Raw genomic sequence first — 19,891 nt, 5'->3', positions numbered from 1 at the left:
AATAGAATTGAGTAGTTAAATACCTGTAATAATGGTGTAACTAAAGCCAAAAAACATTAAACTCCTCAGAAAGTTCTGAAGAGTTTTTTATTTGCTGAATACCAATATACGTTTGTCGATGATGCCGTCATTATTTGCATCATAACCAAAAAAAGAATCAATCAACTGTAATTCGTTATGTGTAATAGAATTGACATTCATGATGTAAGGATTTTGAGTGAGTGTAGATTTAAATGTTATTTTTTTCTGATCTACATTATAATTGAATTCACCATTTTCTGTCTCATCAGGAACGCAGGAACCTATGAAATTATCTTTGAAAATGGTTAGTGTATAGCTATGATCAGAGAAGAGGTAAGTCCGTTTATCTGGGCAATCCGAAATCACTTCTGAATTTAAAACTGAACTGTCTTTTCCGGACACAATCTGTATTTTGTTAAGATTCCAAGTCCCGACAATCATCGCTTCATCTTTCTCATCATCATCTTTCCTACAGGAAATAAAGGATAACGAAGCAAGCGCAATTAGAATTAGTTTTTTCAAAGTATTAATTTTTTTACAAATAAAATGAAAATTATAATAAGAAGGAATCTAAAAACAATAAATCCTCAGAAACTATTCTGAGGATTTATTGTTATTTTTTATAATAAATATACTGCTTATCGGTCTTTCCATCATCGTCAAAATCACTTTCACCGAACAGGATGATCAGCTGTGAATTGGTGAGTTTTTCGATTTTGGAATTATCACTTGCACCATTAGCAGACACCGTCAATGTGCTGGTGTTATTGTCGTAGGAATACGTGCCGATATTGGATTCCAGATCGCAGTTGCTGCCACTGTCATAGTAATCATTACTTGTATACTTTCCGTCACTGCCAAATATCAGATTTGATTTTCCTGTACAAGTGGTTGGTGCGTCGGATTCAGTGGTTCCGTTTCCGTATTCAACCACGTATTTTTCGATGGTCCACGTTCCGACAAGCAAATCCTGGGGATTGTCATCGTCGTCTTTTCTACAAGAAGTTGCTAAAAATAGTCCTGCCGAGGCAAGTAAGATTAATTTTTTCATTTGAGTTTGTTTTTTTAATTAATAAAAAAAACATATCAATTTTTAATCCATTTCCAAATCTCCTTCAAAGTCGCCTTGTTCCCATACATCAAAATCCCAACTCTGTAGATTTTCGAAGCAATAAAAACCATCAGCAGCGTAGAAGCAATCAACAAAAATATCGACAACAAAATCTGCCAAAGTGGAACCCCAAACGGAATCCTTGCAATCATCGCAACTGGCGACGTAAAAGGAATAATCGATAGCCAAAAAGCCATCGGACCATCCGGATTATTCATAATCGTAAAACTTCCGTAAAGTCCCAACATAAGCGGAACAACAGCAAACAAAGTGAATTGCTGAGTCTCAGTTTCATTGTCAACCGCACTTCCAATCGCTGCATACATCGAACTGTAAAAGATATATCCGAACAAAAAGAAGAACACAAAAACGCCGATGATTCCAACATAATTCATATCCAAAAGAATGTGCGAGACCTCCGTCGCAATCTGCTGGATGTCCAGATTTTTAAGGACGCCTTCTTCTCCAGCTGGAATATTTTTCTGCATTGCCGAAAATCCTGTATTCAGGAAAATCGCAGCGGTCACGGTCATTGCAATCCAAACGATGAATTGCGTCAATGCCACCAAAGTTACACCCAGAATTTTCCCCATCATCAACTCAAAAGGTTTGACAGACGAAATGATGATTTCGACCACACGGTTATTTTTCTCTTCCAAAACGCTTCGCATCACACGAACGCCGTAGATGATGATGAACATAAACACCACATACATCAATCCCATACTCAGCGCGGTTTTGATGCCGAAAGCAAGGTCACTTTCAGGCTTATCACTTTCCGTCACGTTTTGCGAAATCAGTTTGAAATTCTTGTCAAGATTCACAATCCTGTCTTCCTTGATTCCAAGTTGTTTGATTTTTTCTTTTTTCAGAATATTACTCAAATCAGCCGAAACCAAACTTTTCGTATCCATCCCGACTTTCTTGTTGGTCAACAGTTTTGTCCCACTTTCCAACGCATCAAAATTGGTGTCTTTAAGTTCTGGAATAATGAGCAAACCGTCTGTTCCATTCAAATCTTTCAGATTTTTGACGAGCGCATTTTCCGTATTTTCAGGCACAAAAGTATAAGTGATTTCTTTCGTCGATTTCAATTGTCCGGCGAAAAGTCCGCTTTTGTCCACCACATCAAAATGATATTCCGCTTCGTTCGCCTTGAACATAAAACCAATTAAAACCCCAAAACCAACCATCAAAAGTGGCGCAAGAATAGTCAGAATAATAAAAGATTTCTTCTTGACCTGCGTCAGAAATTCCCTCTTGGTAATTAAATATATATTTTTCATTTATTGTAAAAAGTAAAATGTAGTAAGTAGAATCATTTATCAATTATCATTCATCAATTATGATTGCACCGCATTAATGAAAACCTCATTCATACTAGGAATCTTCTCATTAAAAGTCCGTATCGTTCCCGTTTTAACCAAATCCTGAAGCAAAATATTTTGATTCTCAGAATTCTTCAGTTCAAAATGAAACAAACCATTGTTCGTCGTCATATTTTCAATCTGATATTTTCTCGTCAGTTCCTCCAGACTTTCAGCATTCGTGTCTGCCAAAACCACAGAGAAAACATTCTGCTTAAACTGTTCGCGAACATCAAAAACTTTCCCATCCAAAACCTTCTTAGAATTGTTGATGAGCGCCACAAAATCACACATTTCCTCCACACTTTCCATTCGGTGTGTCGATAGGATGATGGTCGTTCCCTCATTTTTCAGACGGATGATTTGGTCTTTGATGAGGTTCGCATTCACAGGGTCAAAACCCGAAAAAGGCTCATCCAGAATCAACAATTTCGGGCGGTGCAAAACCGTCACCACAAACTGGATTTTCTGCGCCATCCCTTTCGACAGTTCGCTCAGTTTTTTCTTCCACCATTGGTCGATGTTCAGTTGCTCGAACCAGAATTTTGCCTGCGAAAGTGCTTCTGCACGCGACATTCCTTTCAACTCGCCAAAATACAAAAGCTGGTCGCCCACCGTCATATTCTTGTAAAGTCCGCGCTCCTCCGGCATATAACCGATGTTTCGGATGTGCTCCGGATTCAGTTCCTGGCCGTCAATCCAAACCTTTCCTTCATCCGCCTGCGTGATTTGGTTGATGATACGGATAAACGACGTTTTCCCCGCGCCATTCGGACCCAAAAGCCCATAAATACTCGCCGTAGGCACATCGATAGAAAAATCCTGAAGCGCAATTTTCTTCCCCGCGTTGTAAGTTTTTTTGATATTTTCAGCTTTCAGCATTGATAATCTGTAATTAAAAATGTATAATTAATATTTGGAGCAACAAGTATTCTCTCTCGATTCACGTTTCCAACCCGCTGTCCGCTATATCTTTTTTTGCTCAGAACGATTTGTCATCAAAAGAAGATTTGTCCAAAGCAAAAAAAGGATGCCGCTACCATCGGGGCTATGTTGAGGTTTCGTCTTTCCATCAACGATTTTTAAAACCACACAAAATTAGTTCATTAATCTCAAAAATGTTACAGAAAAACTTTGCAATTGAACTGTAGTTTGTCATTCAATTAGAATTTCCACCCATTGAATACTAAAACAGTTTAGATTCCGAGCAGTATGTGTTTTGAAGAAGTGAAGTGCCGTGCCTACGCCACTCTTTTTTTTGATTGTATATTTTCTACAAACATTTTGCTCCTATGGAGCATCAGGAAAACGGTTTAAATTTTAAAACCATTTTTATAAAGAATTCTTCATCATAAATTTAAATAGTCTTTTTTATCAAAGTTTTATAGGAACGGATTGTTAATAGCATCGAGTTCACCAAGTAACAGAATTTTTTCAAAGCTCCATCGGAGCGAAATGTTTGTAGTAGTATATTATCCGAAGGCAGTCAAGAGCTCTGTAGGAGCGGTATGTCTGTATAATGAGGATATGAAGAAGAGAAATACCGTACCTACAGCACCCTATTTTTTTGAATATGCTTTATCTACAAACATTTTGCTCCTAGCGGAGCATCATAAATGTTGCTGATTTTTCAAAAAAAGCTCCGTTAGGAGCGAAATGTTTGTAGAAATTGATTCTTCCGCAAAAAGAAAGCTCCGTAGGTGCGACACATTTGGGAATCTCATTCATCATTCAAATTTTAGCAACCAACTTCATTTGAAATACGTATAACTCATCAAAAATCAACTTTCACAAAGCTTTATTAATTCTTAAATTAGCCAACCAAAACCAATCCGCCAAAGCTAACTGCCAAAAGCCGATTGCCAAAAGCAACACTATGACTCAAGAATTTTTGGGAAATTCCCAATTCAACATATCAAACCAAGCGGTTTCCGCAAGCTGTCCGTCCAATATTGCATTGATAAAATATTGGGGAAAATACGAAAACCAAATCCCGGCAAATCCCAGCATCAGCTACACATTGAACCATTGTAGAACCAACACCACAATGGAATTTATCGCTGGAGAAGAATTCTCGGTTCAAACTTTTCTTGCAGGAAATGAAGAACAGAAATTCGCTGAAAAAATCGAAAAATATTTCAAAAACATAGAGCAATATCTCCCTTGGATTCTGAAAGGAAAATACATCATCAAAACAGAAAATACCTTTCCGCACAGTTCCGGAATTGCAAGTTCCGCTTCTGGTTTCGGAGCGATTGCAAAATGTCTGATGGAATTAGACAAAATATTTTCAAGTATAAAGGAAGAAGGCTTCGAGAGCCTCAGCCTGACAACCGACAACCATCAACCATCAACCATCAACAAAAAAGCTAGTTTCCTCGCAAGATTGGGAAGTGGAAGTGCGTCCAGAAGTCTTTATGAAGGTTTGGTAGTCTGGGGAAAAACCGACGAAGTGGAAGGAAGTTCAGATTTGTTCGCTGTTCCTTATAACAACAACGAAATCCATCCAATCTTCAAAAACTTTCACGATTGGGTATTGCTGATTCACGAAGGTCAGAAATCCGTTTCATCCACCGTTGGGCACGGCTTGATGAACACCAATCCTTACGCTGAAAGACGTTTCCAGGAAGCGCACGAAAACTTCGCAAAACTGAAAACCATCCTTGTAACAGGCGATATGGAAGGTTTCATCAAATTAGTTGAACACGAAGCTTTAACGCTTCACGCAATGATGATGATGAGTGAGCCGGCTTTTATCCTGATGCAAACCGGAACGTTGCAGGTCATCAACAAAATTTGGGAATTCAGGAAAATCACTGGATTGGCTTTGTTCTTCACGTTGGATGCCGGCGCAAACGTTCACTTGCTCTTCCCGAATGATATTGATAACAAAAGAATCACAGATTTCATCACCACAGAACTGATTCCGTTGACTCAGAAAGGTGGGGTTGTGAAGGATGTGATGAGGTTTTAGAAAAGGTTGGAAGATGGAAGCTGGAGGTCGGAAGTGAAATTATAACGCAAAAATTAACCCGCATTTTTGTCATTCCGTAGGAATCTAAACTTAACTGTCGAAATTCCTACGGAATAACAAAAGCCTGATAAAAAAATAATTATGAAAAAACTTACCCTAATACTTCTACTGATCATCTTCTTTACCGGAAATGCACAAACCGTAACAGAACCAACCAATTATTCCGCAGAATGGTCGCAACCTTACGAACCGTTCAGAATTGTAGGGAATCTATACTATGTTGGAACTTATGATTTGGCTTCGTATCTCATTGTCACGAACAAAGGAAATATCCTTATCAACACTGGTTTGGCAGATTCTTATCCTCAAATCAAAGCCAATATCGAGAAGCTCGGATTCAGATATAAGGACACGAAAATCTTGACTTTGACCCAGGCACATTTCGATCATATGGGTGCGATGGCCGATATCAAAAAAGAAACGGGCGCCAAACTTTATGTGGACGAAGCAGATGTTGCCGAATTGAAATCTGGCGGAAAATCGGATTACGAATTGGGAAAATATGGCGTGACCTTCAAACCGTTATCGCCTGATTTTCTTTTGAAAAATAATGGCAAAATCAAACTAGGAAACACGACTTTGACTTTGCTTCATCATCCAGGTCACACAAAGGGTTCGTGCAGTTTTATCTTCGAAACGAAAGATGAAAATGGTAAATACAAAGTCCTGATTGCCAATATGCCATCAATCATTATCGACCACAAGTTCTCTGATGTGAAAGCTTATCCAACCATCCAAAAAGATTATGCCTACACGCTAGACGCAATGAAAAAACTGGATTTCGATGTTTGGGTTGCTTCTCACGCAAGCCAATTCGAGCTTCACAAAAAACGAAAAGAAGGCGATGCTTACAATCCGAAACTGTTTATGGATAAGGAAAATTATTTCAAAAGTTTAAAAGATTTGGAAGACGATTATTTGGAAAAAGTGAAAGAGGAATCGAAATAATAAGATGAATCAGATAAAATGAACTTCAGAAAAAATATTTTAAGATTAAGGAAAAAAGAAAGATATTCTAAGTTTGGGATATATAAAGATATTCCAAAACAAAAAGTATTTAGACAAAGTAGAAGTTTATTTTGGTTAATTTTAATTTGTTCCTTAGCTTTATTTTTTTACATCTATAGAACAAATAATTCTGATAAAGCTTACGAACCCGCAATGGCAGTTGTAGTTTATTCAATTTTTGCTTTTGGTTATCTTATTAAATTTATTCTTAATTTATTTTTTCCGGAATTAATTTTAAATGAAAAAGGATTAAAATTTTTGGGAAGAAAATTGATAGACTGGAAAGAAATTAGAAAAGTCAAAATTGATTATGGTGGGAATTCAAAAATAATGTTTGTCGTCACCAAAAATAATTCAAAAAAAATTATTGAAAATCTCAATCTTACAAATATTGATGAATTAAAAATTTCTATGCGATCTTATCTTAAAAAATTTTGTTCAAAAAAAGTTTTATTAAAATGAAAATCCACCACATCGCCATTATCTGCTCAAACTACGAAGTTTCCAAAAAATTCTATACCGAAGTTTTAGGATTGAATATCATTCGGGAAGTTTACCGTGAAGCAAGACAATCTTACAAGTTAGATTTGGCAATCGGAGAACATTATGTCATCGAACTGTTCTCGTTTCCAAATCCGCCAGAACGAGCTTCCATACCAGAAAGTTGCGGCCTTCGTCATTTAGCTTTTTCCGTTGATAATGTCGAAGAAAAGAGAAATGAATTAATAGAAAAAGGTTTGGATTGTGAAGACATCAGAATCGATGAGTTTACGGAGAAGAAATTCTTTTTTACGACCGACCCGGACAATTTGCCATTGGAGTTTTATGAGAATTAGACTGGGAGAGAATAGACGGATAGATAATAGACTAAATTGATAAAGCTAAAAATCATTTATCACTTATAAATTATCAATTATCATTCATCAATTATCATTCATCAATTATCATTCATCAATTATCATTCATCAATTATCATTTATAATTAATGGGCGTAACCTGTTAAAAAACTCACCGTCATAATTGCCAATACAATCAGTGAAATTACAACATAAACGTAATCTTTCTCCTTAAGATAACCTATCAATGCAAAGATAATTCTTACCAATGGCGTCAAAATCAGGAACAAAATTCCGAGTTGGATGATTGCCATTCCTTCGCCTTTCATCAGCGAATTCCAAAACTGTCCCCACACTTTTTCCGAGGTCGTTCCCATATCCAAAAGCTTATATTTTTTTGGCATTACAAAACCTTCCATAAAAAGTTTGATAAAGCCAACCAAAGAAGTCACAACGGAAAGCAGAACGCCTAATCTAAGCAGATTTCCAACGGAACGATTCAGATCTAGGTCTGTAAATGGTTTTGTTCTCATTAATGGAATTTTTTGGTTACGCCATTGTACATCATATAAATTGACAGGATTGTAATCACGATTGCAAAGAATACTTTCAGTTTCTTGGTCTTAGAAACCATCAAGGTTTTCGAACCGATAAAACTGCCTACAACTACGCCAATCAAAACCGGAGCAGCGATCACGGGAATAATCTGTCCTCTTTGAAAATAGATCAATGCACCAGCCACAGCCGTTACGCCAATCATAAAATTACTCGTCGTAGTCGAAACTTTGAATGGTAGTTTCATCATATTGTCCATTGCCAAAACCTTCAAAGCACCAGATCCAATTCCTAAAAGTCCCGACATTGCGCCTGCAAAAATCATCATTAGAAAACCAGGAATGGTGTTTCGTGAAGCATAATGCTTTATTCCATCTTTATCCGGAAAAGTACCGTAGAGTTTCAGTTTGTCGGCAAGACTTCTTTTTATTAATGTTTCCTGATGGTCAGGTTTTCCTTTTAAATTTAATAGAACGGTCAAAATCAAGATACTTGCGAAGATAATCCCGATTGTATTGGGATTCAGAAATCCGGAAACCAAAGCGCCGGAAACTGCTCCAGCTGTCGTCGCAATCTCCAGAAACATCCCTATTCTCATATTGGTAAAACCTTCTTTCACAAATGCTACAGCTGCGCCGGAAGAAGTTCCGATCACAGAAATAAGTGATGCGCCAATGGCGTAATGCATTGGAACGCCAAAACCAAGTGTAAGTAAGGGAATAATGATGACGCCGCCGCCCAATCCAGTAAGAGATCCCATCAATCCGGCTGCGATAGCTCCAATAAATAGAATAATGATTTCTGACATCCAGCAAATATAAAAGTATTGATTTGGGTACACAAACTTTGAAAAAGATTATTTTGATGTATTTTTGTAGGACAAATTTTCAAAATGAAATTATTCTACATCATCGTGGGAGCAGAGCCGGCAGAACGAAATATTGAACAGCACGATGTTTTCTTTGGCATCGCGGAAAGAGTAGAGGATCTGCACCCGGAAATCAAACAATTTTGGAAAGGTGTGAAGCTTCACATAGACTGTTATCAGGAAGTGAAATTCGTGGATGGCTACGAAATTAAGATCGTTGAAAAATCGCCCGAAGCTGGTGAAGACCAATTGTATTTTATTAATCTTGGCGGCTACAAAGTGGGACATTTTGAAGAGTTTCACGAGCAGCATCTTATGGTTGGAAAATCAATGGCAGAAGTCATAAAACGGGTAAAGAGAACCAAATTTTACAAGACAATGGGTTTTAAAAATGCACCCAGCCATATCGATGATAAGCTGGGTGTTGATATCGATGATCTTTATACCGTCAGCGATTTGCTTTCGCAGATTACTAAGGAAAAATATTCTATTATTCTTGAAAAATCTACAATTGAAAATCAGGAAAATCCTATGGAAATCGGTTACTTCAAAATCAAATAATTATGAAACTATTCGCATTGTTTTTTATTCTTATTTCCTCATTTGTTTTCTCTCAAACTTCTGAAGAAGAATTAATTAAATCGACTGTTAACAGTTTGTTTAATGGAATGAAAACTTCTGATTCATCCAAAATTACAAAAGCTTTTTCTAAAACCGCAATTCTGCAGACCATCACGAAAAATGGAGAAGTGAAAAATGAGAATATCAAAGATTTTGCGGTCAGTATTTCTAAAGCTGAGAAAGGAAGTCTGGACGAAAGAATCACGTTTTCAAATATTTTAATTGACGGAAATCTGGCTTCTGTCTGGACGCCTTATGAGTTTTATTATCAGGGAAAATTCTCGCATTGCGGCGTCAATTCTTTTCAATTGGTAAAGGTCAATGACGAATGGAAGATCCAATACATCATCGATACACGGCGAATAGATAATTGTAAGAAGTAAAATAAATCAAAATAAAAGAAAGTAAAAAAAAATGAAAATCGGAATTTTAGGAGGCGGACAACTCGGAAGAATGTTCATTCAGGAAGCATTGAAATATGATGACGAATTCTATGTTCTCGACCCAAATCCGGAATGTTCGTGCGCCAATATTTCTCATTATACGCGAGGAGATTTTAATAATTATGATGATGTTCTGGAATTTGGAAGAGACAAAGATGTCGTTACGATTGAAATCGAACACGTGAATGTTGAAGCATTGGAAGAACTTGAAAACCAAGGTGTGAAAGTAGTTCCGAATTCTAATATTATTAAAATCATTCAGCAGAAAATTCTTCAGAAAAAATTCTATGAAGAAAACAGAATTCCATCTCCGGAATTTGAAATTATGGATGGAAGTGAAGAAGAAATAAAAATCCAACTTCCGTTCGTTCAAAAACTGAATACCGGCGGTTATGATGGCAAAGGCGTTCAACTCATCAGAACAACTCAGGACTGGAGAAACCTTTGGACGCAGGAATCTGTTTTAGAAGATTTGGTGGACATTGATAAAGAATTATCCTTGATTGTTGCCAAAAATGAAAACGGCGAAACCAAAACTTTTCCAGTGACAGAAATGGTTGCCGATCCGAAACTAAATCTTTTGGATTTCAATATCTGTCCGGCTGATATTTCAAACGATGTGCAAGATCAAATCGACAAAATCGGGAAACAATTTATTTCAAGTGCAGATTCTCCGGGACTTTTTGCCATCGAATTATTCCTTGACAAAAATGGAAAGGTCTGGGTCAATGAAACGGCGCCGAGACTTCACAATTCCGGACATCAATCGCAGGAAGGAAATGCCAATTCCCAATTCGAACAATTTTACAGAGTCGTAACCAACTCACCTTTGGCTGATACAGATTCGTTCGGATTTTCTGGAATGTTGAATTTGGTCGGCGAAGAAAACTATTCGGGAAAAGTAAAATATCAAGGTTTAGAAGAAGTGTTGAAACTTCCCAAAACCTACGTTCATCTCTACGGAAAAACCGAGACAAAACCCGGAAGGAAAATGGGTCATATCAATGTTCTCGCAGATTCCAGAGAAGAACTGATGGAGAAACTGATTCACATCAAATCGCTTGTAAAAGTGATTGCATAAAACAAAAAAGCAAGGCCAAAAACCTTGCTTTACTTTTATAATGAACTTAAAAACTATTTAGCTTTTAAGTTTTCCAGTGTTTTATTGTAAGTTTCCTTCGTATCGTCAGCTGCCTTATTGATGGATTCTTTGGTGTCTTTTGCAGCTTCTTTCATATCTTGCTTGGCATTTTCTGTAGCTACTTTTGCTTTGTCCACTGTGTTGTCTACACCTTCTTTCACATCTTGTGCGGCATTGTTGACGGCAGTTTTAGTTTTTTCCCACGCCACATTTGCATCAGCGAGCGCCTGTCTTGCAGCAGCTTCAGCTTTTTTGTCACCCTTTTTGATGGCCGCATCCAGGTCAGCCTGTGCTTTGTCTACTTTTGCTTTGGCTTCGTCATTTGCCAGAGTAGTTGTCTCTGTGGTTTTTACAACGCTCAGCGTATCATTTCCGTCAGTCGTCACAACAGTTTCATTTTTCTTGCAAGAGGTTGCGAATAGCAGAGTAGCTGTGGAAGCTAATATCAGAATTTTTTTCATTGTTTAGGTATTAATTAATGTTTATGTTTTTTATTTAGTTTAAAATTAAAAAATTAAATCACACCTCAATCAATTATTATTCCTTTATGCGAAATTTTAACATTCCCGGTTTGTAATTAATGATAAAAACACCACCAATGATGAAGGCTGTTGCGAGAATGAATTTTGCAGAAATAGCCTCATCCAAAATCAGCCAGCTCAGAAAAATACTGATGATCGTATTCACATAAGACAGGATTGAAACCTGCGTTGGAAGCAAGGTTTTCAATAAATAATGATAAGCGAAAAATGCAGTCACAGAACCAAAAATAGCAAGATAAACAATTGCCGAGATACTCTGCGCAGACCAGCTTGCCACATCGATTTTATCAGAAAATAAGAATGCAAAAATCAACTGTACAATTCCCGCAAAAGCAAATTGATAGAATAAATTCAGAAACAGATTGTTACTTTCAGAATGCAATTTTTTAGTATAAATCGTACCGCCGCCCCAGCATAGAATGGCCAAAAGTAAAATTAATAATCCATTTCTGTAATCGGGATTTGCAAGATCATTAATCCCATCCCAGAATATGAAAACAACTCCAAAAAGTCCCATCATAAGCCCAATCAATGTACGGAACGTAAATTTTTCCATTCCAATAATCATACTTCCAATAAAGATAAAAACCGGCGAAAGTGCGCTGATTAAAGATGTCAAACTGCTTGTCAAATCTTTCTCAGCAACCGTTGTAAGTCCGTTTGCACCAATCAGCATCAGCATAGAAAGTGTAAGCTGAATCGAGAGGTTTTTCCATCCAATCCATTTCATTTCTCTTTTGAAAAGTAAAATAGGTAACAGAATCAAGGCTGCTAAAAACTGGCGTAAACCGGCAACAAACCAAGGCGGAACAGTCTCTACACCGATCTTGATGCCCAGGAAAGTCGTTCCCCAAACGATGGCAACGATGAAAATACAGATAATGGTTTTGGAAGTCAAGTCTGAAAGAATTAAAAACAAAGATATTCCAAAAACCCGAGTTTTACTCATAAATCTTTATCTTTGAACATCTAATAAAATTTGAAAAATGATCGGAATAATAATGGGCAGCCAAAGCGATCTCCCAATTATGCAGCAAGCAGCAGATTTTTTGAAATCTCTAGAAATCCCTTATGAATTGACGGTGGTTTCCGCACACAGAACGCCGGAAAGAATGTTCGATTACGCCAAAACGGCCAAGGAAAGAGGCTTGAAAGTCATTATTGCAGGTGCAGGCGGCGCGGCTCATCTTCCGGGAATGGTGGCTAGTTGTACCACTTTACCCGTGATTGGCGTTCCAATTTTATCTTCAAATTCGATTGATGGTTGGGATTCGGTTCTGTCCATTTTACAGATGCCTTCCGGAATTCCCGTTGCGACAGTGGCTTTGAATGGCGCGACCAATGCCGGAATTCTCGCTGCAAAAATCATTGGAACTTCAGAATCAGAAGTTTCTCAGAAATTGGAAACTTACCAAAACTCATTGAAAGATAAAGTTCTTGGAACTGTGGACGAGATTAAGAAATTGCATCCGAATGAGTTTGATAAATAGGATTATTTGGGCTCCTGTTTCCGGGATGCGGATTCAACCATTTCAGATGTTTTGTTAGAAATTTATGGTCAGCAAAAAAATCATCGAAAAATTGAGTGACAAGGAACTCAATAATTATCTTAAACCTGAAAGCAAATTTGTCGCAAAAAGTATCCGCTACGCCTTTGATATTTTAAAGGAAAGAGGACAAGTATTTTCAGAAACTGAAGCCGAACGCATCGAACAATTGATCCAGTCAAAAGAAAATATCGAGAAGGAAGATGTTTTCATTGATGAAAAATGGGACAAAAATCTAACCGAAGATGAAACCGCTGTCGAATTGTACTCCAATAAAGTGATTTGGGTTTTCAGTGTTGTTTTTGGCGTGATCTTCGGAACGGTCTTGCAGGTTTTTAATTTCTTCAAGGTCAATGACAAAAAAGGTGCGATCGCATCTCTTGTATTCGGAATTTTGTACACACTTGCTACAACTTATCTTTTGAATCTATTTGGAGACATCAGATATGGGAAGATTTCCCTCAGGTTTTTATTTTCCGGGATTGGCGCATTAGGTCTATACTTCATTAGAGAAAAAATGTTTAAAAGTGAGACGGAATATCGGGCAAAATCATTCGCAATACCGTTGGTGCTTTCAATTTCTATACATCTGATCATCATCTATTTCGTCTTTTTCGAATCGTAATTAATGTAATTTTATCAAAATTTTACTTATCCAAAATCCCACGAATCTTATTCGCATTTGTAATCAATTCCTCCAAATATTCAAAATTCTCCTTTTCCAACGCAGATTTGAATTTTCTGAGCTGCGTGATGTGCTCATTCAAAACATCCAAAACATTTTCTTTGTTTTGGCGAAAAATCGGAACCCACATTTCTGGATGTGATTTTGCCAAACGAACCGTACTGGAAAAACCGGAACTCGCCAACTGGAAAATCGTGTCTTCCTCGCGTTCTTTTTCCAACACCGTATTCGCCAAAGCATATGACGTGATATGTGAAATGTGTGAGATGTAAGCGGTGTGAACATCGTGCGCATTGGCATTCATATAGATCGGGTGCATTTCCAGATTCTCGATCACTTTTTCAACAATTGCCAAAGCATCAGTATCGGAATCTTCCCGGTTGCAGATCACGGCCGCTTTACCTGCGAAACTTTCTTTGGTCGCAGATTTCGGTCCGGAGTTTTCCGTTCCCCACATCGGATGGAAAGCCACGAAACGCTTTCTGTTCGGATGATCTTTGATTGAATCTACAATGCCGGATTTTGTAGAACCGACATCCATCACCGTTTGTTTTTCATTAATTAAATCTAAAACGGAAGGCAATATTTTTCTCGCGGAATCGACGGGAATTGCAATGATGATCAAGTCGGAATTCTTTACACCAGTTTCCAGATCGGCTGTTTCGTCAATGATATTTAATTCTAGAGCCTTATTAAGATGCGCTTCGTCCTGATCAATTCCATAAACAAAATCTGTGAATTTTTTATCTCTTAATTTCAATGCGATGGATCCGCCGATCAATCCGGTTCCAATGATGCTAATCTTCTTCATAATATTTAAATTTTTAAAACAAAAAACCCCGCCATTAGGACGAGGTTTGATATTGATACATACGAATCCTAATCCTTTTTGAGGGTCAAAATTGCGTAATAATATGTCGTGTTAATTGTTTTCACCAGACGAAGATAAACATTAATTCTGAAAATTTCAAAAACAATTGCTTTTCTATTTTAATTTCAGCTTCTGTTTAGAAATTACTTTATTCCGTGGCGCAATTTTATTTTTATTTTGCAATTTCCGCATCTTGATAAATTCACTGATTTCCTTCTGTTCATCAACAGTTAGTGGTCGACTTTGTATGACGAAATCTACACCTTTTGGTTCTTTAATGATTCCCATAATTTAATCTTTAAAATATTTTTCTACCAATCGTTTTGCTGGATCTGTTTCTATAAACATTTTTTGATCTTTAAAATGATAAGCTCCTAACGTCTGTTCGTAATGTTTTATTAATTTTGTTTTTGCAATAAAGGCTACGTAGCCATCAAAGCCTTTCTGGAAGGATGTTTTGCAAGCATAAGCTACCAGATTTCCTGCAACTCCCTCATAAATTTTATTTACTCCTATATTGAACGGTGCACTTTCTAATAAGTTCATATAGACATGATCATCCATTATACTTACACTTAGAAGTCCTTGGATAATATTTGGATTATTGAAGATTGTCAGCTTATAGATTTCTTTTGAAATGTCTTGAAATTCAGCTCTCCAATTAAAATTCCAACCATTCTTTTTAGTGATATTTTTCAAATCATTTTTTGTCACCAATGCAATTTCGGTTTGAAAACTGTCGCCAGAAATTACATTGATAATAGAGTTTGTAAGTTGATCGATTACAAAGTCTAATTCATATTTGATTTGTTTTTTCACTTAACTAAAATACGAAATTTTATTCAATCATATATTGGTAAGATTATTATATAATTGAAATTTAAAAAAAATTATGGATTTGAAATAATCAAAGTCGATGGAATATCAGACAGCCAGAGACTTTTGGAATCTATCAGGTTTCTCCAGCTTTTGCTGCTGATGAGCATCAGATCTTGTGACTGCAGGAAATCTTTCTCAATCGTTTTTTCGTTGTAAAGCGTGATATGGTTGGGTGCAATGTGCTCGATATTTCTGATCAGTTCGCGGATCTCGGTATTCTTGCGGATTTGTCCTGCTGCATCCAGAATGATGACCTGAGAATCATTATTATTGATCAATCGTTTTGCATATTCTACCAAAAAGAAATCATTCAGCTCAAAAATCGGGATGAAAATTTTGTCAGCACTTTCAAATTTTTTATCGACCATAATCCCGACAGGAATATTGGTTTTATCGAGAATGCTTAAGGTAAAATCATCAAAAGGTGAAGAGTTGAAAATATAGGATTTACCTTTTACCGTGTTCAATAATTTTTCAGGATTGATGATCTTAGTCGTGAATCCAAGCAGTTTCCCAAGCAAACTTCCTTCGTAGATTGATTTCCCAAGCATTATCAGAAGCAGATCATAGTTGCCTTTGTTTGTAATATTAATCAAATCATTTTCAATATCTGTAGAAGCTTTGAAAAGAGTAGTAACTTCCAGTTTCAATTCATTAGAAGTTTCGATTACATTTTCAAACAGTTCTTTTTCATAATTCTCGATATCAAAAGCGTGGAGCTCGTCCACCGGCGCAATATTCATGGCGGTGATGCTTTTGTTCCCATTCATTTTGTTGGTAAGATTATCAGCAAATTTCAATAAAGTCTGTCCGGAATCCGCTGTCTCAAAGGATAGTAGCACCTTATATTTTTCATCGTTAGCATCCACATCTTCTTCCAGCATCGTCTTTTTACCTTTGAAAAGATAATTAATCAAATCCAGACAAGGACCAGTCATGAATGTTGTGAATAATGCCATTATTACAAGCATTGCAAACAACTGCGGACCCAAAACACCCAGATCATAACCGATGTTCAAAACGATTAATTCCGTAAGGCCGCGCGTGTTCATCAAAGCACCAATTGTAAGACTGTCTTTCCAGCTAATGTTCAGAAATTTGGCAGTCAAAGCACTTCCTATGAATTTTCCTGTCACAGCGGTAAGGATAATCAATCCGGTTATCAGCCAAAGATAGCCTTCATTTAACAATCCGATTTGAGTTCTCAATCCGGTGAAAACGAAAAATAAAGGAAGCAATAAAACCAATGCGACATCTTCGATTTTCTCGATGAAAAGATTTCTGAATTTTACATTTTCCGGCATGATCGCTCCAGCCATAAAAGCGCCGAATAATGCGTGGATTCCAATCACTTCCGTTGCATAAGAAGAAATGATTAGTATCAAAAAGAAAACAGCAACCAAAGCTTTGTTGATGAAACCTTTTCCTTTCTGTGATTCAGCAATTCTGGTCAGGAATGGTTTTACCAATTTGATCATCAGAAAAACGTAAAATATCGCCATCAAAATGACAAAGATCGATCCTGAAAATGAACCCGCTTTCACAACAGCAATTACGGCTGCCAAAATACACCAGGCCGTGATGTCATCTGCTGCTGCACAAGTAATGACGATGGTTCCGATTTTGGTCTTATGTAAATTTCGCTCCTGAACAATTCTTGCCAATACCGGAAAAGCTGTAATACTCATCGCAATTGCAATAAATAATGCAAACGAACTGAACTGAATGCCAGCCGGCGCAAATTCCTTATAAATAAAATAAGAAAGGCCGACTCCAAGCGCAAAAGGAAAAATGATACTTGCGTGGCTGATGACCACTGCGTCGTGTGCTTTTTTTCTCAAAACACTTAGGTCAAGTTCCATACCGACGATGTACATAAACAGAATCAAGCCAATCTGACTGAGGAATTGGAGGTTTGGTAGGGATTCTTTTGGGAACATAAACGCGGAAAACTCCGGAAAATAAAGTCCAACCAAAGATGGACCGAGCACAATACCGGCAATCATTTCTCCGATGACGGAAGGTTGTTTTAGTTTTACGCAAATCCAGCCGAACAGTTTTGCAACCAGGATAATGGTTACAATCTGTGCTAATAAAAGAGCCAGCGGATGATGGAGATTCGCAAGAAAAGAATCAGTGAAGTTTTCCCACATTGTTGCGCCTGTCGCTTTGCTTGGTGCAATGTTTTCTCCGATTTCCAGTGTTTTACCTTCGATGAAAAACCAATACATCAAACAGGAGAAGAAAGCAATCGTAAGAACGTAAAAAATAATATTCCTGTACTTTTTCATAATCATTAATCTAAATTTTACCTGATTTCGAGATGCTAAGTTGAGAAGTTTTGACCAATATTAATTCAATCTGTTTTTTAAATGTAATGAAATTTGTAAATAATGTAATCAAATTACCTGAAGCGGTAACCAACGCCGATTCCCATTTTCCATTTCCCGTCTGCGGTTGCGGTTTTTGCATTGTAATAAAGTGGAATCTGGATTGCCAGTTTTTTGTAAGCAACCGTAATCCCCATTCCGAGATTGGGCGTTACAATGCTGTTTTTTGTAGTTGAAGAATTATCTTCCTTGATTCTGACAGAAGGCAGCATTCCGAGCATAAATTTGGTTTGGTGATGAACGAAATTGACATTGGGGCCGGTAAAATTTAGAAACGCACCTTTGTCAACATAACCTGCAACGGCGATTCCGTCAAAAAATGAAACATTTACTTTTGAATCTTTTTCCTGCGCAAAATTTAATATTGAAATAAATAATAAGGCAAAACCAATCAGCTTTTTCATTCGAAATCTTTTTAAAATTCCGGCAAATGTAAGTGTAGAAAAGATCCGAAATCAGCTCCTGTAATGAAAAGGCTTTAAAATGTAATCAAATGAATTTTAGAATTTTTCCGTCAGCGCACTTCGGTAAACTTCGCTTACCATTAATTTCAGCGGATTTCCGTCTGATGAAATGCTGTCCAGAATGATTTCTGATGAAGAAAAAACTTTTATGTGGTGGATGTTTACCATTTCCTTTTTGTTGATCTGAACAAAATATTTCTGAGGAAGTAATTCTGACAAATGTTTGAAGCTTAGGTTTTTAAGGATTAATTCGGAACCGTTTTTCAGGAAAATATCTTTGTCGCGGCTGTCGATCTCAGAAGTTTTGATGTAAACAATTTCGTTGGTAAAAATCATTGTTTTCCCAAGATTGGTGTTCCATTCGAAAAAATGGTTTTTCTGCTGGTCGCTGATGAATTTTTCAACCTTTTCAAAAGCCTGTTCCAGACGTTCTTTTTTGATAGGTTTTCTCACGTAATCTACGACGTCCAGGTCAAAAGCTTCTGCAGCGTATTCCTTGTAAGCAGTCGTGAAAATGATTTTTTTTCCTTTTATGAGTTCTGCAACCTGAAGTCCGTTCAGTCCGGGCATCTCGATGTCCAGAATGCAGAGGTCACAATCGATATTGTCGATTTCCTGAAGAAAAACTTTCGGATTGTTAAACGCTTTCACGACTTCAACACCTTCAATCTCTTCACAAAGCAATTTCAAATAGCTGATTGCCAGTAGTTCATCGTCCAGTATAACGCATTTTATCATAAAATTCTCCCAGATCTATTTTTAAATGAGCGGTATAAATATCGTTGTTGATACTTTTCGTGAGCTTGTAGTGGCTTTTGTAAATCATTTTCAGTCTCTGGTCAAAAGAGCCGCTTCCGAAACCGCTGTTCTCTTTTTGCATCGGTGTTTTTTCGGAAATCTTGTTGCTGACTTTCATTTCGAACTGACGATTTTCAAGACTTAAATTAATTGAAATAAAAGAATCCTGAGCCAGAAAATCTGTATGTTTAAAAGCATTCTCAATCAGATCAACCGAAATCAAAGGGGCGAAGATTTTCTCAGTAAAAATGGAATCTTCCTTATCAATCTTCGTTTTAATTCTGAGGTCAAAAAGTGGATTGATTTTGATTTTATTAATATCAATCAGACTCATCGCGAATTCAAGTTCTGCTTTTGCACTGACATATTTATTGCTGCTTTCATAGAGAATGTAATCCAGAATATTAGCCAATTTATCGAGTGAAATGTAGGTCTGATAAGCGTGCGACTGTACCGAATTCAGTATGTTTTTGAAGAGATGAGGATTGAGCTTCGTTTCGATATGTTCCAACCGGACATTCTCCAGTTTGCTTTCAATCGCTTTGTAATTGTCCTCGAGAATCTGATTTTTGGTCTTCGTCGATTTGTATTTTCCGTAAAGAAAAAAACAGAGGACAATCAGAAGAAAAATGGCGAAAATCCCTCCAAATAGAAAATAATCCGGGAGTAGTAAATTTCTGCCATTCATTGGATAGATGTTAGAAGTTAGG

At 37.0% G+C, this 19,891-nt stretch carries 24 protein-coding genes; 9 read left to right on the top strand and 15 right to left on the bottom strand.

Translation table 11 applies throughout. From position 1 onward, the window contains the following. Positions 1-87 precede the first annotated feature (87 nt). The 4 genes from LUD75_RS00425 to LUD75_RS00410 all read right to left on the bottom strand — a co-directional run bounded on the left by LUD75_RS00425 (position 88) and on the right by LUD75_RS00410 (position 3,381). On the bottom strand, positions 88-543 hold the full coding sequence (locus tag LUD75_RS00425; RefSeq protein WP_232703763.1) for a lipocalin family protein: 456 nt from the start codon (positions 541-543) through the stop codon (positions 88-90). Positions 544-634: 91 nt separating this feature from the next. Further along, positions 635-1,072 (bottom strand): lipocalin family protein, encoded by a 438-nt coding sequence (locus LUD75_RS00420; protein ID WP_232703762.1) that lies wholly within the window; start codon positions 1,070-1,072, stop codon positions 635-637. Positions 1,073-1,107: 35 nt separating this feature from the next. Then, a complete protein-coding gene (locus LUD75_RS00415; RefSeq protein WP_232703761.1) occupies positions 1,108-2,418 on the bottom strand; it encodes an ABC transporter permease in 1,311 nt (436 codons plus the stop codon). A 57-nt stretch (positions 2,419-2,475) separates the two neighbouring features. Continuing rightward, a complete protein-coding gene (locus LUD75_RS00410; RefSeq protein WP_232703760.1) occupies positions 2,476-3,381 on the bottom strand; it encodes an ATP-binding cassette domain-containing protein in 906 nt (301 codons plus the stop codon). A 994-nt stretch (positions 3,382-4,375) separates the two neighbouring features. Between LUD75_RS00410 and LUD75_RS00405 the strand changes: the two genes are divergently transcribed. From LUD75_RS00405 to LUD75_RS00390, 4 genes are all read left to right on the top strand, one after another. Beyond that, positions 4,376-5,473 (top strand): diphosphomevalonate decarboxylase, encoded by a 1,098-nt coding sequence (locus tag LUD75_RS00405; protein ID WP_232703759.1) that lies wholly within the window; start codon positions 4,376-4,378, stop codon positions 5,471-5,473. A 141-nt stretch (positions 5,474-5,614) separates the two neighbouring features. After that, complete coding sequence (blaESP, locus tag LUD75_RS00400) at positions 5,615-6,481, top strand: ESP-1 family subclass B3 metallo-beta-lactamase (RefSeq protein ID WP_232703758.1); 867 nt, start codon at positions 5,615-5,617, stop codon at positions 6,479-6,481. 18 nt (positions 6,482-6,499) lie between these two features. Further along, entirely contained in the window at positions 6,500-7,003 is a 504-nt protein-coding gene (locus LUD75_RS00395) for a hypothetical protein (protein ID WP_232703757.1), read from the top strand. Next, entirely contained in the window at positions 7,000-7,377 is a 378-nt protein-coding gene (locus tag LUD75_RS00390; protein WP_232703756.1) for a VOC family protein, read from the top strand. Before LUD75_RS00395 ends, LUD75_RS00390 begins: the two co-directional genes overlap by 4 nt. Before the next feature lie 146 nt (positions 7,378-7,523). On the opposite strand, the gene LUD75_RS00385 is transcribed toward LUD75_RS00390, so the two are convergent. After that, positions 7,524-7,910, bottom strand: coding sequence for a DUF1634 domain-containing protein (locus tag LUD75_RS00385; RefSeq protein WP_232703755.1), 387 nt, complete (start codon positions 7,908-7,910; stop codon positions 7,524-7,526). Continuing rightward, the gene (locus LUD75_RS00380; RefSeq protein WP_232703754.1) at positions 7,910-8,740 is read right to left on the bottom strand and encodes a sulfite exporter TauE/SafE family protein; all 831 of its coding nucleotides are present in this window, start codon (positions 8,738-8,740) and stop codon (positions 7,910-7,912) included. Before LUD75_RS00380 ends, LUD75_RS00385 begins: the two co-directional genes overlap by 1 nt. Before the next feature lie 84 nt (positions 8,741-8,824). Between LUD75_RS00380 and LUD75_RS00375 the strand changes: the two genes are divergently transcribed. Genes LUD75_RS00375 through LUD75_RS00365 form a run of 3 tightly spaced genes read left to right on the top strand, consistent with a single transcriptional unit; the run spans position 8,825 to position 10,945 of the window. Beyond that, a complete protein-coding gene (locus LUD75_RS00375) occupies positions 8,825-9,361 on the top strand; it encodes a DUF1543 domain-containing protein (RefSeq protein WP_232703753.1) in 537 nt (178 codons plus the stop codon). Between the two features lie 2 nt (positions 9,362-9,363). Then, entirely contained in the window at positions 9,364-9,804 is a 441-nt protein-coding gene (locus LUD75_RS00370) for a nuclear transport factor 2 family protein (RefSeq protein WP_232703752.1), read from the top strand. 31 nt (positions 9,805-9,835) lie between these two features. After that, entirely contained in the window at positions 9,836-10,945 is a 1,110-nt protein-coding gene (locus LUD75_RS00365; protein ID WP_232703751.1) for a 5-(carboxyamino)imidazole ribonucleotide synthase, read from the top strand. Positions 10,946-10,998: 53 nt separating this feature from the next. On the opposite strand, the gene LUD75_RS00360 is transcribed toward LUD75_RS00365, so the two are convergent. Both LUD75_RS00360 and LUD75_RS00355 read right to left on the bottom strand, forming a co-directional pair. Next, complete coding sequence (locus LUD75_RS00360; protein ID WP_232703750.1) at positions 10,999-11,466, bottom strand: hypothetical protein; 468 nt, start codon at positions 11,464-11,466, stop codon at positions 10,999-11,001. 76 nt (positions 11,467-11,542) lie between these two features. Then, entirely contained in the window at positions 11,543-12,496 is a 954-nt protein-coding gene (locus tag LUD75_RS00355) for an EamA family transporter (protein ID WP_232703749.1), read from the bottom strand. Positions 12,497-12,533: 37 nt separating this feature from the next. Between LUD75_RS00355 and purE the strand changes: the two genes are divergently transcribed. Continuing rightward, positions 12,534-13,037, top strand: a complete 504-nt coding sequence (gene purE / locus LUD75_RS00350; RefSeq protein WP_232703748.1) for a 5-(carboxyamino)imidazole ribonucleotide mutase — start codon at positions 12,534-12,536, stop codon at positions 13,035-13,037. Between the two features lie 64 nt (positions 13,038-13,101). Then, the gene (locus LUD75_RS00345; protein ID WP_232703747.1) at positions 13,102-13,719 is read left to right on the top strand and encodes a hypothetical protein; all 618 of its coding nucleotides are present in this window, start codon (positions 13,102-13,104) and stop codon (positions 13,717-13,719) included. Positions 13,720-13,741: 22 nt separating this feature from the next. Here the strand turns inward: LUD75_RS00345 and LUD75_RS00340 are convergent, their stop codons facing one another. The 7 genes from LUD75_RS00340 to LUD75_RS00310 form a co-directional block, all read right to left on the bottom strand. After that, entirely contained in the window at positions 13,742-14,590 is an 849-nt protein-coding gene (locus LUD75_RS00340; RefSeq protein WP_232703746.1) for a prephenate dehydrogenase, read from the bottom strand. Positions 14,591-14,764: 174 nt separating this feature from the next. Beyond that, positions 14,765-14,938 (bottom strand): hypothetical protein, encoded by a 174-nt coding sequence (locus tag LUD75_RS00335; protein WP_232703745.1) that lies wholly within the window; start codon positions 14,936-14,938, stop codon positions 14,765-14,767. 3 nt (positions 14,939-14,941) lie between these two features. Next, on the bottom strand, positions 14,942-15,469 hold the full coding sequence (locus LUD75_RS00330) for a hypothetical protein (protein ID WP_232703744.1): 528 nt from the start codon (positions 15,467-15,469) through the stop codon (positions 14,942-14,944). Between the two features lie 71 nt (positions 15,470-15,540). Further along, complete coding sequence (locus tag LUD75_RS00325) at positions 15,541-17,820, bottom strand: cation:proton antiporter (protein WP_232703743.1); 2,280 nt, start codon at positions 17,818-17,820, stop codon at positions 15,541-15,543. 113 nt (positions 17,821-17,933) lie between these two features. Next, positions 17,934-18,323 carry a hypothetical protein gene (locus LUD75_RS00320; RefSeq protein ID WP_232703742.1) on the bottom strand — a complete coding sequence of 130 codons (390 nt, stop codon included), beginning with the start codon at positions 18,321-18,323 and terminating at the stop codon, positions 17,934-17,936. A 96-nt stretch (positions 18,324-18,419) separates the two neighbouring features. Then, positions 18,420-19,121: a LytTR family DNA-binding domain-containing protein gene (locus LUD75_RS00315; RefSeq protein ID WP_232703741.1), complete on the bottom strand. Its 702-nt coding sequence runs from the start codon at positions 19,119-19,121 to the stop codon at positions 18,420-18,422. Continuing rightward, positions 19,093-19,869 carry a histidine kinase gene (locus tag LUD75_RS00310; RefSeq protein WP_232703740.1) on the bottom strand — a complete coding sequence of 259 codons (777 nt, stop codon included), beginning with the start codon at positions 19,867-19,869 and terminating at the stop codon, positions 19,093-19,095. Before LUD75_RS00310 ends, LUD75_RS00315 begins: the two co-directional genes overlap by 29 nt. Positions 19,870-19,891: the final 22 nt, after the last annotated feature.

This window comes from Epilithonimonas sp. JDS, assembly GCF_021261315.1.
Taxonomy (GTDB): domain Bacteria; phylum Bacteroidota; class Bacteroidia; order Flavobacteriales; family Weeksellaceae; genus Epilithonimonas.
This window is presented reverse-complemented; position numbering and strand designations above follow the sequence as displayed.